The organism is Lactobacillus sp. (genome assembly GCF_051893255.1).
GTDB lineage: Bacteria > Bacillota > Bacilli > Lactobacillales > Lactobacillaceae > Lactobacillus.
The window spans coordinates 1-16,192 of sequence record NZ_JBJFHB010000004.1; the positions used below are offsets into that span (position 1 = coordinate 1).

A 16,192-nucleotide genomic window follows, 5' to 3' on the forward strand; every position below is an offset into this window, starting at 1 on the left:
AACAAAATGTTGTTCTTAACAGGACTTTTTCTTTTTATCCAAATCCGAATAATGGGAAAAGACGAACAATTCTGAAAAACACCTTTAATTAGGCAATTATTGAATAATTTTTGCTGAGAAAAAGCTCTTTAAATCTCATTTGAAAGTGATAGAATAGAAACAATTTACAACTATTTTTTCATTGTTTCAGCGATTATTGAGGACTTAAAGATGCAGAATTTGATTGACCTCCACTTACATTTAGACGGCTCCTTGCCAGTTTCATCCGTAAAAAAGATCCTTGCCAAAGAGGGCAAGACCATGCCTGATCAAGAATTGAAGGAACGTTTGTCAGTGGGAGAGGACTGTCAAAATTTAGCTGAATATCTGAATAAGTTTAATTTCCCGCTAGAATTGATGCAGACTGCTGAAAACTTGCGCCTGTTAACTTGCGACCTCTTAAAGGATTTAAGAAGCCAGGGTCTGGTTTACGCCGAAATCCGCTTTGCGCCGCAGCAGCACACCAAGACCTTGACTCAGGCTGAAGCCGTTCAAGCTGTGATCACTGGTCTAGAAGACTTTTATGCTTGGCAAAAAGAGCAGGCAGATGATCGACCAGACCTCCATGCCCAAATCCTGCTTTGCTTAATGCGGCTAAAAGGGGTTAGCGACAAAAACTGGGAAACGGTTAAGGTAGCTAAAGAATTTTTAGGCCAAGGCGTTGCCGGGATTGACCTGGCGGGGCCGGAAAATGAAGAAGTAGCTAACCGCAAGTTTGCGCCATTTTTTGCTAAGGCAGAGGAGCTCGGCATCCCTTACACCATCCATGCCGGAGAAGCTATGGGTCCTGAATCGGTCAAAGAAGCCCTGGCCATGGGGGCCAAGCGGATCGGCCACGGCATTCGGTCTGTGGAAGACCCTGACTTGATGAGTAAATTGGCCGAAGAGCAAATTACCTTGGAATGCTGCGCCAGCTCCAACTTGAACACCAAGATTTTTGATGACCTATCTCAATACCCCTTGAGAAAGCTGCTGGCTAAAAAAGTTCATGCCACGGTCAACACCGACAACATGACGGTATCTCAGACTAATTTGCCAAGAGAATACAAACTATTAGAATCTATTGGCTTAACAGCAGCTGAAGAAAAGCAAGTTTACCTGAACGCGGTTAACGCTGCTTTTTGTGACCAGGCGGAAAAAGAACGGCTGTTAGACCTGGTTAAGTAAGAAATAAAACATTACAAAAAAGGACACCCACTTGGATGTCCTTTTTAGATAGTATCGATGTTTATATTCACTCTTACTTGTACAAAGCCGTTGACAAGTAGCGTTCGCCGTTGTCTGGGGCGACGGTGATAACCTTCTTGCCCTTGCCCAGCTTCTTAGCTAATTCAATGGCGCCGTGGATGTTGGCCCCAGCTGAGATCCCTGGCAAAAAGCCTTCAAGGCGCGCCACTTCTCTAGCCGTTTCAAAAGCATCGTTGCTTGACACTTCCACGATCCCGTCGTAGATTTCTTGGTCCAGGGTTTTTGGAATAAAGCCGGCAGAGATCCCTTGAATCTTGTGTGGGCCTTTCTTGCCTTCCTTTAAGAGTGGCGATTCAGCTGGTTCCAAGGCGTAAACCTTGACGTTGCCGGCCTTCTTCAGGGCCCGGCCAATCCCAGTCAAGGTGCCGCCAGTCCCCACGCCGGCAACAAAGGCATCTGGCAAGTCGCCTTCAAAGGCTTCAACGATTTCCTTACCAGTCGTCAATTCGTGGATTTCTGGGTTGGCTGGGTTTTCAAACTGCATTGGCATGAAGTAGCCTTCGTTTTCAACTAATTCCTTAGCCTTGGCAATAGAAGCCGCCATGCCCCCCTTGCCGTCAGTCAAGATCAGTTCAGCGCCGTAAGCCCGAATAATCTTCTTTCTTTCATCGCTCATGGTTTCAGGCATGATGATGGTGATGTGGTAACCCTTAGCAGCAGCCACAGCCGCCAGGCCAATCCCGGTGTTGCCGGAAGTGGGTTCAACGATCTTGCTGCCAGGCTTCAGCTTGCCTTCTTTTTCAGCCTTCTCAATCATGGCCAGGGCAATCCGGTCCTTGATGGAGCCGCCAGGGTTGAAGAATTCCAGCTTAACATAAACGTCAGCGGCGTCTTCTGGGACGACCCGGTTGAGCTTTACGATTGGGGTGTTGCCGATAGTTTCCAAAATGTTGTTGTAGATCCGATTAGTAGACATAATTTTGTTCTCCTTTTGCATTTTTTACAGTAGTCATCCAGTTGTTAAAAAAGTGTTTCTGCGTGCTCCGCCAAGTAAAGAGGGGCAGGGCCATCGCGTCTTCATCTGCAAAGTAATTTTCAGGCTTAGCCAGGCCTAGGTCATCACCTCCTCTAGCGGTTAGCTCTCTTTGGTATTCCTTTTGAAAGGCACTAGGGCCGTATTCTAGGTGGGTAAAGAGGAAGCTTTGCTCGCCCTTGCTAGCCAAGGTTAGATGGCCGCTTTCCGTGACCGCGTTGACCGTTAAGGGACTAGCCAAGACTTCATCGATATTCATCTCAGCATAGCGGGCGTGCGGGGCCTTGAAGCCTTCAGCCAAGCCTTTTAAGAGCGGCGTTTTGTTAACGATCTCTTGGGGGTAAATCCCAAAAAGCTTTTCCGGCAATGCATGCTTGCCGATCCCGTAGAAGTAGTGCATGGCCGCCATGGCGCCCCAGCAGACGTAAAGCTGGGGGATGCGCATTTCTTTTAGCAGATCAAACAGCTGGGTTAATTCTTGCCAGTAGTCAACGGCTTCAAAAGGAATGCGCTCAATTGGGGCCCCGGTAATGATGAAGCCATCGAGTTTTTCAACCGCGGCTAGGTCAAGTGGGGCAGCCTGCCAGCCAGCTGGTATCGGCTGCTTCATGTGGTGGCTTTTGGGGTAGAAGTAGCGAATTTCCACCTCAGAATTGGCTCTTTTTAAGACATGGCTAAATCTTTTTTGCGTATCAACCTTGTCATGCATAATGTTGAGAACGCCGATCTTGAGCTTCATTGGTCACATTTTCCTTTCAGTAAAATCAGGTCAGTTACAACTGACAAATAGTAAGTAGATTAGACAAAGAAAAAGACACGCATCTTTGCTAGATACGTGTCTTCAACAATTTGTGCTATTTATTCTGGCTAGTTTGCTAGTTACTCAGCCAACGCCAAATAGTGGATTGTTCAAGACACAATCCACAACAACAAGTTTCTTGATTAGCGTTGAAAAATAACTTGCTGCTCATTTGGCGAACCTCCTAAAGAATTTATACTGAAAGTATACAGCCATTTCTTAAAAATGACAAGTGTAGACACAAACTTTTTTGTTGAAAAAACGTAAAAAGCTGATTCTAATAATAAGTTACTATTTGTTAGCAGCCTTTTCCTGCAAGCGGAAGTTGCGCCAGATCAGGCAAACCGTCACTAGGCCCAGGATAGCAAACAAGATAAAGTCCATCTGTCCGCCGCGATAGCTGCGGATTGCCAGGCTGCCCTGGCCGTGCTTTTGGCTGAGGGAAATCAGAGCCGTGGCGATGCTGACGCCTAGAGAACCGGCAAACTGCTGGATCATGTTGAAGGCTGAGTTGACGTCAGAGACATTTTTCTTATCCACTAAGGTTGAGGCGTTGGAGATGGAGTTGGCAAAAGAGAGGTTAAAGCCAGCACGAAAGACAATATGGCAAAGAACGATCAAGGCTGGGGTCAAAACCGGCTGCAGGAGGGCAAAGCCGAGGTTGCCCAGGAAAAAGAGGATGCCGCCGATCGTGATTGGTCGCTTAAAGCCATATTTGTCAGCCAATTTGCCGGCATAAGGAGAAATTAAGGCACCCACAAAAGATCCTGGCAATAGGCAGAGCCCAGCAACCAGGCTGGAAGCAGACAGGACGTATTCAGCGTAAGTTGGAATGGTGACCGACAGGCCAATATTGGCAAATTGCAGGATGAAGTAGGTCAAGGCTGACAAAACAATGGTAGACTGCTTAAAAATGGCCAGGTTGAGGAGCTGGCTTTGACCATGATTGTTGACGTAAATAAAGATGGCAAAGAAGACCAGTCCGATCAAGAGCTTGATTAAAAAAGAAGCAGAAATTCCCTGGCTGCCGATGATGGACATGGCGTAAACGACGAAGAAGAGGGAGAGCCCGAGCAGGACCAAGGCTCCGTAACTAAATGACGTCTTGTTGCCCATTGGCTGATTTCTGACGTAGACTTGGCCGCCCAAGATGCTGATTAGGGCCAAAGGCAAGAGCAGCCAGAAGATCATCCGCCAGTTGGCAAAGGACAAGACGATCCCGCCGTAAGTTGGCCCAAGCGCCGGGGCAAAGGAGATGATCATCCCGGCAACGCCAGTCATCAGCCCCAGCTTTTCCTTCGGAACCTGGGTAAAGATCAATTGGAACATGATGGGCGTCGAAAAGCCAGTAGCGATCCCTTGGATGATCCGGCCGAGTAAAAGCAGGGCAAAATTATTGGTCAAAGCCGCCAGGCAGCTGCCCAGGATAAAGGCGACTCCGGCTCCTAAATGAAGCCATCTGGCTGGAATTTGCCGCAGGAGATAGGCGGTCGTCCCCATGACGATGGTAACGGTGAGCAGGTAGCCGGTCGTGATCCACTGGATGGTGGACAGGGGCTGACCAAACTGCTTGACCAGGATGGGATAGGTGACGTTCATCGAGGTTTCATGCAAGATCCCGATGAAGGTTAAGAGCCCGACGCTGAGGATGGCCAGCGTGGTGTTTTTACTATCTGTTTGTTCTCTTTGTTTCATAAAAGGTGAAAATTCCTCCTAAAAAGACAAAAAGACTGTTAGCGGAACTCCGCCACAGTCTTTTGTGCAGTTATGATATTAATACTTTGTAAATTTATTTTAGCACTGCTTTTTTTAGAAAAGCAAGCTGGAAAAGGATGCAAATTCAGCATCCGCAATTTCCAGAATGGAATTAAGCAACTTTGTTCAGCCACTTAATTAAGGTCTGGGCAATAATTTGCTGTTGCTTTTTAACAGAAATAGCTGCTTTCTTATCGCCCCTTTGCGCGCCATAATCGCCAAAACCGGCATGGTTGCCGCCCTTGATGGTCACAAAACTAGTATTTTTTGGCAAATATTGCTGGTTTGCCCGGTACTTGTTCCAGTTTAAGACGCCATCGTTGCTTCCTGTAATGGAGAGAGCTGGGAAGGACTTATCGTCAAGCCGTCCCTTTTGATCGGCATATGCTGCTAGGAAAAAGATTCCTTTGAGATTTTTCTTCTTGCTTTGGCTGGCATAGCGGGCAGCCATGGCCCCGCCAAGAGAGTGCCCCCCGATGACAAATTTTTCCTTTTGACTGGTTAAGGAATCAGCGGCTTTTGGCTTTGTGATAGCCAAATTTAGCGGAAAATGGGCGATTTTGACGGTATAGCCTACTTGGGCCAGGTCCTTTGCCCAGAGGCTGTAGGCATCTGGAGCAACCATAGCTCCAGGGTAAAAGACAACCGTCAGCTTGCTTTTGCCGCGGCTTTTAAAGGTGGTTGCCTGGCTAGAAACTTGGGCGACTTTTGCGGCTTCTTTAGCAGCTGGAGCGGCCTGGTATTGCCGGCTTTGCCAGTAGCCGCCGGCGGCAAGCAGGACTAACAGGATGGCAATTAGCGTAATTACTAATCTTTTTTTGCCTTTTCTAGTCTTATTTTTGGCATCCTTTTGATCTGTTTCTTGATGGAGATTCTTCACTTTCTTCCTCATTTGTTACATTATTTAAAGCATTATCTTTTATATTCCTATTTCCGGTAGAGCAGCAGCGCCGTCTTTTCCAGATCAATCGTGTAGTCTTCGCTAGACAGTGGTCGCTTGGTCATGCCTTGGTCGGTTGAGTAGATAATCAGGCCTAATTTGCTGCCAGCAGGCAGGGTGTAGTAGGTTGGCTGGAGTTCGAATTCCAGATCCACGAACTGTCCTGCTTCCAGCTTGCTTGGCTTTTTCATGTCTTCGTAGTTTTGCAGGTTCATGTGGGCCTTGGTGATCAGCTTGGCATCCGTTTCCTTGTCTGGCACGAATTCTTGCAGAGAATCTGCCCCAAAGCGGAATCCAAATGGCTGGTTGCCCCGGGCCAAGATCTTTGGCGTTGCCGTCAGCCGCTTGCGCTTGCCCAGTTCAACCAAGGCAACTGACAATTGGCCAACATTTTTGCTTGCGGCAACCCGCACGTGGACCTTTGGCCGGCCAACCAAGGTTACCGGGTGGATAAAGTCTTCCGTTTCAAAGCGGAGGCTGGCCTTGGCCCACTTTTCCTTGCCGGAGATAAATTGGTATTCCCAAGCTGTTTCGCTGATGCCGCTGTCCTTAAATTCTGTGCCGCCTTCGTCAGTAAAGGTTAATTGACCATGACCAAGTTGACTGGTTGACAAGTCGCCATTTTCTGTTGGCTGGTAGACCGCAGCTTGGCCTAGGTCATTGGACCAGTCGTCTTCACTATGCCACTTGTCGGCTTCTAAGTTGTCTTGGATCATGACCTCTGGCCATTGTTCATATGCACCATTTTCTACGCCTAAGAGCTCATGAACAAACCAAAGGTTCATCAGGTCAGTGAAGTCGATGGAAACCAGGTTGTTCATGTTGTAGTGCGGTCCTTGGTGGAGGAAGAGGTGAGATTCAACTGGCAAGTTTTTGACCTTTTGCCAGATCTTATAAACGTTCTTTGGCTTAACGTTCCAGTCGTTTAAGCCGTGAACGGAGATCCATGAGCACTTGATGCCGTCGGCGTGGTGGCGGTAGTTTCTGGCTTCCCAGAAGTCAGAATATTGGCCAGTTGCTCGATCTTGCTTGTCTTCCAGCTCTTTTTGCTCAGCTTCATAAGCCTTTTTGGCCGTAAAATTGCCCCCGTCCCAGAGGTTGGACTGGCAGACTTCAGCCAGCTTGTCCAGGTCTTCGCCTTGGCACTCACCTGGAGCAATTACTAGCCCGTGCTCGCGGTAGTAGTCATACCAGGAAGAAATGGCGGCTTCAGAAACCACGGTTTTTAAGCCCTTGACGCCGGTCGTAGCGATGGCAATTTGCAGGGTGCCCAGGTATGACCGACCGGTCATGCCAATGTTGCCGGTGCACCAGGATGCCTTAGTTTCAAAACGGCGGGTGCGGTCGGTATAAGCCACCCGGTCGCCGGTCAGCCATTCGATGACTTCCTTTTGAGAGATGGTTTCTTCCGGTGCCCCGGTGATCCGGATGCCGTCGCCGTGCCGGTTGCCGATCGCGCCAGAGAAGACAGAGGCAAAGCCGCGGGCCAAGAGGTATTCGTTTAAGCCGTAGGAGGACTTGCCAGTTGCCAGTTCAGTTGGCGGCACGTCTTCGCTGCTTGGCTTTGGCGCAGAAACTAATGGCTTAGCCACGTACTTGGGGTTGGTCCAGGTAGTGGCGTCAGTCAGGTCTTCGTCAACATTGTGGTTGGTCTTAACGTTGTCGATGATGCCGCCAAAGTACGGGGATGCAGTGTAAAGGGCTGGCACTTGGATTTCTTGGCTTTCAAAAGGCCGAAAGACGGTAACGGGAAGCAGGTCGCCTTGGCCATCGCCGTCGGTGTCGAGATCACTTTGCACGTAAACGACTTCCCGGATCACCTTGCTGGTATCAAAAACAGGCAGGGACTTGCCGTTAAAGAAGAGGAATTTGTTTTCGCCCCAGAACTGGGTAAAGTAGCCCTTGCCCGCCATGACGTCTAGGAGGATCTGCCCATTTTTAGACCGGGTGTTCAGCAAGCGGTAGAAGGCAAAGATCAGGTCATCCTTGCTGTCCAAGCTGCGGGCAGCTGGCAGGGCATGCTTTTTGATGCAGGTGAAAGGGTCAGCCAATTGGTAGTCATAATTTGGGTGGTAACCAAGAAGCTGCAAGGCCACGTTAGCAAATTCGCTGGCGGTCATGGCCTGGGGGCTGGCTAGCAAAAAGCTCTTCAGGTCCTCATTTTCGCTGACCGCAAATTCGCAAAGGCGGGCGTCCTTTGCCTGGCGCGTAGTGGCTTCAGCAAGCACGTTGCCAGTTAAGACGGCGAAAAGTTCGCTAAAAGAGAGGTTTTGGTAATTTTCCGGTAAAAAGTTGATCTCAAGCAGTTCTTTCTTGGCTTGCTCAGGACTGGTTTCAACATATGCATATTGGTTGTATTTCATAATCTACCTCATTAATAAAAAGTTCTGTCTTTTCTATTTATTGATGATTTGCCTACTGCTAATTTTAGCTTAATCGGGGCTTGGCGGGTAGGGGGAGAGGCTTGATAACAAAAAAGTAAATTTTTTTGCAAAATTGAATTGACAATAAGGGCCTGGTTTAATATACTTAATATGTTGCGTCAGGGCATAACGGTTCGGTAGCTCAGCTGGATAGAGCAACGGTCTTCTAAACCGTGGGTCGTGAGTTCGAATCTCACCCGAATCATGATTGCAACCGGAAAATCACTAAGGTTTATCCTTAGTGATTTTTTTGTTGGATAATTTTTGTTTGTTCGATTGAAATTATGCTATGATTCAGCTATACTTAAGGCAACAATAAGAGAACAAGTAGACGGTATAAGGCGCAAGCCTGACCGTCTTTCTTTTTGAGATCGTTTTTTTACAAATTCCCTGATTTGTTTACTTGCGAGGAGAAAAATGAGTACTGTAATCCTAGCGGAAAAGCCCAGTCAAGCCCGTTCCTACGCCGCCGCCTTTGCCAAAAGCCAAAAGGTCGATGGCTTTATTGCGGTCAGCGACCCCCTATTACCCGCTGACACCGTCATCACCTATGGCTTTGGTCACCTAGTTGAAATGGCCCTGCCTGACCAATATGATGCTAGTTTGAAGCGCTGGTCTTTGAAAAAGCTGCCGATTTTTCCTGACCAATATAAATATGTCGTTCCCCGCGACAAGAAAAAGCAGTTTGGTATCGTGACCCGCCTATTAAAGCAGGCTGACACTATCGTCATCGCCACCGACAGCGACCGGGAAGGCGAAAACATCGCTTGGTCTATCATGCGCGAAGGCCATATTGACGTCCAGCATAAGCGGCTATACCGGCTTTGGATCAACTCTTTGGAAAAATCTGCCATCCGTGAAGGCTTCCAGAACCTGCGACCAGGGGGCAACTACTACTTCCGCTATAAAGAAGCCCAAACCCGGCAGATCAGCGACTGGCTGGTGGGGATGAATGCCAGTCCCTTGTTTACCCTGCTTTTGCGGGGACAAGGCGCTAAAGGCGTTTATTCCATTGGCCGGGTGCAAACTCCAACTTTGTACCTGGTTTACCTCCGGGACATGGCCATTGCCAATTTTAAGCCAGAGGACTACTGGCTCCTTCAAGCTGAATGCTGGTCAGGGCGGAAGAAGTTTATCGCCAAATTATCGCCTGACCACAAGTTTAAGAGTCCAGCTGAACTGGAAGAATTTTTATTAAAAAATCAGCTGGACTTTGACAAGCGTAAAGGCATCGTCAGCGACCTAAAAAAGGAAAAGAAATCTGTATCTAGTCCGCGCTTGTTCTCCCTGTCAAGCCTGCAAACCGAGGCCAACCGCCTCTTTCATGCTTCTGCTAGCCAGGTCCTCAATGCCGTCCAAAACCTGTACGAAAGCAAATTCTTGAGCTACCCGCGGACGGACTGCAACTTCATTACGCCCAATGAATATGGCTACCTGGCACAAAATTTGGACCGCTATGCATCCTTATTAGCTGATCCTGCGGCTTTTCAGCCGCAAATGCCGCTTGCGCCGAACAAGCGCTACGTTGACTCTAGCAAGGTGCAAGAACACCATGCCATCATCATGACCAAGACGACGCCGTCTGCTGCCCAGCGGGCTAAGATGTCGCCACTTGAAGGCAAAATCTATGACCTGGTTTTGCGTAGAACCCTGGAGAGCTTCATGAAGCCATACCTCTATGAAAAGACAACGGCATCCATCAAGGTGAACGACCTTTTATTTAAGGCTAGTGGCAACGTGACCCTGGATCTGGGCTGGAAGGCCCTGGAAAGCCAGGTCAAAGATAGCGAGCTGCCGCCACTAGAACAGGGGCAGGAACTCACCGTTAAGCTAAAGGAAAAGCAAGAACAAACTAAGCCGCCAGCCAAGTATACGGAAGGGACCCTGATCGCTGCCATGAAGACGGCGGGCAAGGACCTTTCTGAAGAAGACCAGATCATCTTAAAAGACGTGGAAGGTATTGGGACCGAAGCTACCCGGGCCAGCATCATCGACGTTTTGAAAAAGAGAGGCTACCTGGAGAGCAAGCAAAACAAGCTAAGCGTGACGCCAACTGGAATCATCCTTTGTAAGGCGGCCGAAAGCGAGCCGCTCTTAGTCAGTGCCGAAATGACTGCCAAGTGGGAAAAGGCCCTAAAGCAGGTCGGGGACCAAGAACGCAGTCAAGACAACTTTTTAAGTCAGATCAAGCGCTTCATTCAAAAAATGCTGGCCGAAGTGCCTGGCAAGATGCAGGTTGACCAGAATTTGGCGGCCCAGGTAAGCGAGAAAAAGGCCCAAGAGGCTAGCCTGGGGACCTGTCCCGTGTGCAAAACTGGGCAAATCAGCGACAAGGGCAAGTTTTATGGCTGTAGCAACTACAAGGGCGGCTGCCGCTTTACCCTGCCGAAAAAGTTTGCCGGCAAGACCATGGGCAAGCGGATCGTCAAGACCTTGATTAATAAGGGCAAGACCGACAAGCTTGACGGCTTTATTTCCAAAAAGACCGGCCGAAAGTATTCAGCCAAATTAAAGCTGAATGGCGATAAGCTCGAGCTTTTGTTTGACTGATTTCCCAATTATTTTAATAATCGTTAACAATTTCGTTACAAAGCCGGTCAGAGTGCTGATTTGTGGTAGAGTATAAACTAGCGTTTCATGTAAATGAAGGCTTTTTTATATATCAAAATAAATAGTTAGTAACGATTAAAACAATTTTTTCTGAAGGGATGAGAAGATGCGACGCTTTGCAGTTGCGCTTGTAACTACTGTAGCTTTACTAGGAGGCTTGACCAGCCAGGCCCAAGCCAGCAGCGAAAAAGATTATAGTCAAACGACGAAGACTGATTTGACAACTAAGATCATTGGCAACAACACTTATTCAGTCTATTCGTCCATGAAGCTGGTCAAGGTTCAAGAAGAGGTCAAGACGAAGCAAAAGGTTAAGGAAAAGTACACCGTGAAAAGCAAGGTGCCTTATACCAAGAAGGCAGCTTACATGGTTAAAGGGAAGAAAAAGCACAAGACCGTAACCAAGTACAAGACTGTTAAGAAAACTAAGTACCGCTGGGTTAACAAGACCGTGACGAAGACGGTGACCAAGAAGAAGTGGAAGTTCGGGAAAAAATTGGCTGCTTCAACCGACTTTAAGTACTCTCACGTCCAAGCCAAGGCCTACAAGCTGAGAAACAAGACCAGATACTACTATATTTATGTCGATGGCCGGGGCGTGGGCTACGTTAATGAAAAAGCCTTTGCCCTGTCTAGTGCCAAGGTCGTCTCCAGCATTTCTTTAGTCAACAATTCTGCTGATTCAGTTGGCTTTAACGCCCAAGACGCCATTAACTATGTGACCGACAGTCACGGCAGCTTGGTTGACAACGACTCTGTAGACATTTCCTGCAAGTCCACTAAGCTGAAGATCTCTGATTCTGGCTATGTTTCCAGCAAAAAGGCTGGCACGGCCGTTTTGACCTACAAGTACGGCAAGGCTAAGGCCACTGCTAAATTGACTGTCCGCTCTGATGCTAAAGAAGGGATCAGCAGCGCTAATTTGGCAGGGCAAGATACCGACTTAGCCGACAATCTGACCACCTGGTCTGCTAGCGACGGTGCGTCAGCCTCTTCTAGCGACACGTCAACTAACCTAGACTTAGTCAACAGCTCAAACAACTACTGGGCAACGAACAGTGCCGGCACAGAAAAGGCCGCCAACATGGCAACCTTCTTCTACCACCCGGCCAATTTGTCGGTTGCTGGATCCCCAATTCAAGAAGGCCGGGTATCTAGCGCCGTTCAAGGGATCGACATCTATGGTCAAGACATGGTGTCAACCAATTTGGACAGCGGCTATGCCGATAACCGCGAAGCCCGCGGCCACATGGTCTACTATAACTTGAAGGGGCTGAAGAAGTATAACTGGCAGCTGATCCCAAGCAATAAATTGAGCTTTGCCACTTGGCTGAGCTACATCAAGAACGTGAAGGTTAGTCCGTACATGAAGCTGGGTCACGGCCAAGCCGTTGGCTCAACCAAGAAGTATGCTTACGTTGTGGCCAACTGGAACCGGTCTAACAACTGGGCTAACTCTCAAGAGCTGCTGAGAGTCAATAAGTCAACCATGCAGGTGGACAAGATCTGGACCTTCAAAGTTTGGAATGGGTCATCCAAGCACCCACGAATCTTTTTGAACGCTGACGTGATTGACGATCAGACCATCATCGGTCTTTTCCATAATGCATCCAAGAACCGGTATGAGTTCTGGAAGATTACCAGAAGCGGGGACAAGTTTACGGCTAAAGAAGTGGCTGCAACCAATAGTAACCTGATTTCGAATTCTTCAGAGGTGCAGGGCTTTGTCTGGGACAGCGTCTTTGACTACTACTACATTGGCTTTAATGACTACATCTTCAAGATCAAGGCTGGCTTAAACGACGATGCCAGCGATGCCGGCAAGCTGCTCAACTACTACCAGTTCAGTACTGGCCGGGAAACGGAAGGGCTGGCTAGCTATAAGGGTGAGCTTTACCTTAACTTGAACCACCCAACCGAAACCTTGAAGGTCAACCGGATTAAGTAATTTTAAATGTGTGCAAAATAGTGTGATTAAAAAAGTGTGGAAGTTAGAAATATAATGAAAAAGGGGATTAAGTATTTAAGCTTGGTCTTTTTCCTAGGCCTCTTTTTCCAAGGAAAAAGTGTGCAAGCTGAAGCCTTAACAACCAAGGTGATTGGCAATAAGAACTATGGCATCTATGCCAGCCTTGGCAAGGTGCCGGTCAAGTATCAGGTTAAGCGAAAAGTTTACAGTAAAAAGAAAAAGCGCTATGTGATTAAAAAGGTAACCAAGACCAAGCTAGTTTGGAAATTTGGCAAAAAGCTGGCAAATTCTCGGGAATTTAAATTGGCCCATGTCCAGTCTCAAAGCTACAAGGTCTACCAAGGCAAGCGCTACTACTTTGTCTATGTTGATGGCCGGGCGATCGGCTATGTCAACGAGAAGGCTTTTGCCAGAAATAAAGCGGAAGTCGTTAATGAAGTCAGTCTGGTTAACAATCCAAACGACACGACCGGCTTTGACGTCCGGGATGCCGTGAACTACATTACTGACAGCCACGGCAGCGTGGTCGACAAGTACCAGGTCAAGACCAATGTTGACCGGATTTCTGAAAAAACGCCAGGGATTTACTGGGTGACTTTTAAGTATGGGAAAGCTCATGCCAAGGTCAAGGTCACTGTGCGGCGCAATCCTAAAGAAGGGCTGAGCAAGGCGGATAAAAAGCCAGGTAAGGGCGGTAACTTTGCCAAAACCTGGTTCCCTCAGCAGCTGGCGAATCGCGGAAACTTTAACGCGCAAGTTTTCCCTCATACTTATTGGGGTAGCGATAAGACCGGCAAAAAGAAAGCCGCTAAACTGACGACCAAATTCTATGAGCCCAATAGTTTTAGTCTTTTAGCCGGAAGCGTTGAGACTAATGTCCGGACTAATGTTCAAGGCTTAGATGTCTATGGTCAAGACATGGTAACGACCAACTTTTATGGAGTCGGTCAAGCTGCTCAAGAGGGTGCTAATGGCCGGGTAATCCTTTATCACCTAAATAGCGTGCCAACTTATGCCTTGCAGTACATTCCAACAAATACCTTAAATTTGGCTACTTGGAAGTACTATGTTAAAAATATTCGGATTAGCCCTTGGATCAAGCTAGGCCATGGTCAGTCAGTGGGGTCAACTGGACGTTATATCTATGAACTAGCCAACTGGAACCGGGCTAAAAAGCCAATGTCTAATGAACTGCTGCAGATTGACAAAAAGACCATGCTGGTCAAGAAAATTTGGACCTTTAAGGTGGCTAATGGTGCACTAAAGTACAACCGCTACTTCTTAAATGCCGATGTAACAGATGACAACACCATCTTGGCCTTGTTCCACAACAAGTCCAAGGGCCGGTACGAATTCTGGCAGATTAAGCGAAGCGGCAACACTTTTACCGCTAAAGAGGCAGCTGCTGTGGACGGCGACCTGATTTCTAACTCTAGCCAGGTCCAAGGCTTTACCTACAATGTGGCCCACAAGTACTACTACATCGCCTTTAACGACTTCTTGTTTAAGATTTCGGCCAAGGGCAACCTGGTCAACTACTACCGCTTCCACGCTAATCGGGAAGTGGAAGGCCTGGCCAGCTACAAGTCCAAGATCTATGTGGCTATGAACCACCGGGCAGAAGTTCTGGACTCAACCGCCTTTAGATAGTTTTTTACCGTCAAAAGCCGTGCAATTATGCACGGCTTTTCTTTTTTGCTAAGCAAAAGCGAATGATGTTTTGAAAGGGTGGAAAAATAGTTCATCTTTCTCTTTAAAAAAGTCTCTTTTTCTGTTATTCTAGGGGGAGTAAGACAGGAGGAACTAACGTGACTAGTAGAATCAGTGTCGTAATGGGCTCGTCATCTGATTGGGGCTACATGCAGGAAGCCTGCAAGCTGCTTGATCAATTTGGTGTCGAGTATGATAAGAAGGTTATTTCCGCACACCGGATGCCGCAAGAAATGTTTGACTTTGCCCGCGAAGCTAAGGACAAGGGCGTAAAGGTGATTATCGCTGGGGCCGGCGGTGCTGCTCACTTGCCAGGGATGCTGGCCGCTAACACTCCGTTGCCGGTCATTGGCTGCCCAGCCAAGACCAGTGCCTTGGGCGGGATGGACTCCCTTTTGTCCATCGTCCAAATGCCAGCTGGCATCCCGGTGGCGACGACCGCCATTGGCCCAGCCGGTGCCAAGAACGCCGCTTTGCTGGCCATGCAGATCTTGGGCTTAAGCGACCCAGACTTGCAAGACAAGATCGTGGAATACCGTAAGCAGATGCACGACCAAGCTAAAGAAAGCAGTGCCGACCTTGTCTATTAAGATTATGCCAGGGCAAACGATCGGGATTATCGGCGGGGGCCAGCTGGGGCAAATGCTGACCTTTGACGCCAAGGCCAGCGGGATGAAGGTTATTATTTTAGACCCAACGCCGGCTTGTCCAGCTGCTCAAGCTGCTGATGACCAGATCGTGGCCGAATACCGCGACTTAGCTGCCATTCAAGAACTGGCTGACCGCTGCGACGTTTTGACCTATGAATTTGAAAATGTCGACTTAAAGGCTTTAGACAGCGTAAAAGACAAGGTCTTCATTCCGCAAGGGACTAAGCTGCTTTATACCACCAATAACCGGATCCGGGAAAAGACTTTTATCGAAAGTGCCGGCTGTGAAGTAGCCAAGTTTAGAGCGGTGAAAAATCGTGCTGATTTAGAAAGTGCCGTTAAAGAATTAGGCCTGCCAGCGGTCCTCAAGACCTGTGAAGGCGGCTATGATGGTAAGGGGCAAGTCGTTTTAAAGAGCGAAGCTGACCTGGACAAGACCGGTGACGTTTTGGCGTGTGGCGACTGCATCTTGGAAAAGTTCGTTGACTTCCGCATGGAAGCCTCCGTCATGGTGGCCCGGAACGTTGATGGGCAAATCACCGTCTTTCCAGTCAGTGAAAACATCAACCAAGGGGAAATCCTGCACGAAAGCATCGTTCCAGCCAGAATTTCTCCCGAATTAGCGGATAAGGCTAAAGAAGATGCCGTCAAGATTGCCAAGGCCATCGACCTCTGTGGCATCTTGGGCGTAGAAATGTTCGTAACGAAAGACGACCGGATCGTCATTAATGAACTGGCTCCGCGGCCGCACAATTCTGGCCACTATTCTATTGAAGCCTGCAACTTCTCCCAGTTTGCCGTTCACAACCGCGCCATTTGCAACTGGCCGCTGCCTGAAATCAAGCTGCTAAGCCCAGTTGTCATGGTGAATGTCTTGGGCCAGCATGTAGCAGGCGTCCGCAAGCTGATCGTGGAAAAGCCGCAGTGGTCCTTCCACGACTATGGCAAGGCCGAAGTGCGGGAAAATCGGAAGATGGGTCACGTCACGATTTTAACCGACGATATCGACCAAACCTTAGCAGAAATCGCTGCTACCAAGGTTTGGGATGAATAATTTTTCTAGAAGATCAAAAAAA

At 48.3% G+C, this 16,192-nt stretch carries 11 protein-coding genes and 1 tRNA gene; 7 read left to right on the forward strand and 5 right to left on the reverse strand.

Annotated elements, in window-relative coordinates; translation table 11 throughout:
* Window positions 1–210 precede the first annotated feature (210 nt).
* Complete coding sequence (gene add / locus ACI4WN_RS00215) at window positions 211–1,206, forward strand: adenosine deaminase (RefSeq protein WP_439776464.1); 996 nt, start codon at window positions 211–213, stop codon at window positions 1,204–1,206.
* A gap of 73 nt (window positions 1,207–1,279) precedes the next feature.
* Here the strand turns inward: add and cysK are convergent, their stop codons facing one another.
* The 5 genes from cysK to ACI4WN_RS00240 form a co-directional block, all read right to left on the reverse strand.
* Entirely contained in the window at window positions 1,280–2,203 is a 924-nt protein-coding gene (gene cysK / locus ACI4WN_RS00220) for a cysteine synthase A (protein ID WP_439776465.1), read from the reverse strand.
* Complete coding sequence (locus tag ACI4WN_RS00225) at window positions 2,193–2,999, reverse strand: homoserine O-acetyltransferase/O-succinyltransferase family protein (protein WP_439776466.1); 807 nt, start codon at window positions 2,997–2,999, stop codon at window positions 2,193–2,195. Before ACI4WN_RS00225 ends, cysK begins: the two co-directional genes overlap by 11 nt.
* Window positions 3,000–3,350: 351 nt before the next feature.
* Window positions 3,351–4,754 carry an MFS transporter gene (locus tag ACI4WN_RS00230; protein ID WP_439776467.1) on the reverse strand — a complete coding sequence of 468 codons (1,404 nt, stop codon included), beginning with the start codon at window positions 4,752–4,754 and terminating at the stop codon, window positions 3,351–3,353.
* 172 nt (window positions 4,755–4,926) lie between these two features.
* A complete protein-coding gene (locus ACI4WN_RS00235; RefSeq protein ID WP_439776468.1) occupies window positions 4,927–5,694 on the reverse strand; it encodes an alpha/beta hydrolase in 768 nt (255 codons plus the stop codon).
* A gap of 47 nt (window positions 5,695–5,741) precedes the next feature.
* A complete protein-coding gene (locus ACI4WN_RS00240; protein WP_439776469.1) occupies window positions 5,742–8,117 on the reverse strand; it encodes a Xaa-Pro dipeptidyl-peptidase in 2,376 nt (791 codons plus the stop codon).
* A 191-nt stretch (window positions 8,118–8,308) separates the two neighbouring features.
* On the opposite strand from ACI4WN_RS00240, the gene ACI4WN_RS00245 reads away from it, so the two are divergent.
* From ACI4WN_RS00245 to purK, 6 genes are all read left to right on the forward strand, one after another.
* A tRNA-Arg gene (locus ACI4WN_RS00245) sits at window positions 8,309–8,382 on the forward strand.
* Between the two features lie 212 nt (window positions 8,383–8,594).
* Window positions 8,595–10,727, forward strand: coding sequence for a DNA topoisomerase III (topB, locus tag ACI4WN_RS00250; protein WP_439776470.1), 2,133 nt, complete (start codon window positions 8,595–8,597; stop codon window positions 10,725–10,727).
* 166 nt (window positions 10,728–10,893) lie between these two features.
* Window positions 10,894–12,735: a hypothetical protein gene (locus ACI4WN_RS00255; protein ID WP_439776471.1), complete on the forward strand. Its 1,842-nt coding sequence runs from the start codon at window positions 10,894–10,896 to the stop codon at window positions 12,733–12,735.
* A 54-nt stretch (window positions 12,736–12,789) separates the two neighbouring features.
* On the forward strand, window positions 12,790–14,406 hold the full coding sequence (locus tag ACI4WN_RS00260) for a hypothetical protein (RefSeq protein WP_439776472.1): 1,617 nt from the start codon (window positions 12,790–12,792) through the stop codon (window positions 14,404–14,406).
* Between the two features lie 182 nt (window positions 14,407–14,588).
* Complete coding sequence (gene purE, locus ACI4WN_RS00265; protein WP_054667897.1) at window positions 14,589–15,056, forward strand: 5-(carboxyamino)imidazole ribonucleotide mutase; 468 nt, start codon at window positions 14,589–14,591, stop codon at window positions 15,054–15,056.
* Window positions 15,046–16,170 (forward strand): 5-(carboxyamino)imidazole ribonucleotide synthase, encoded by a 1,125-nt coding sequence (gene purK, locus ACI4WN_RS00270; RefSeq protein WP_439776473.1) that lies wholly within the window; start codon window positions 15,046–15,048, stop codon window positions 16,168–16,170. The genes purE and purK overlap by 11 nt, the downstream gene beginning before the upstream one ends.
* Window positions 16,171–16,192: the final 22 nt, after the last annotated feature.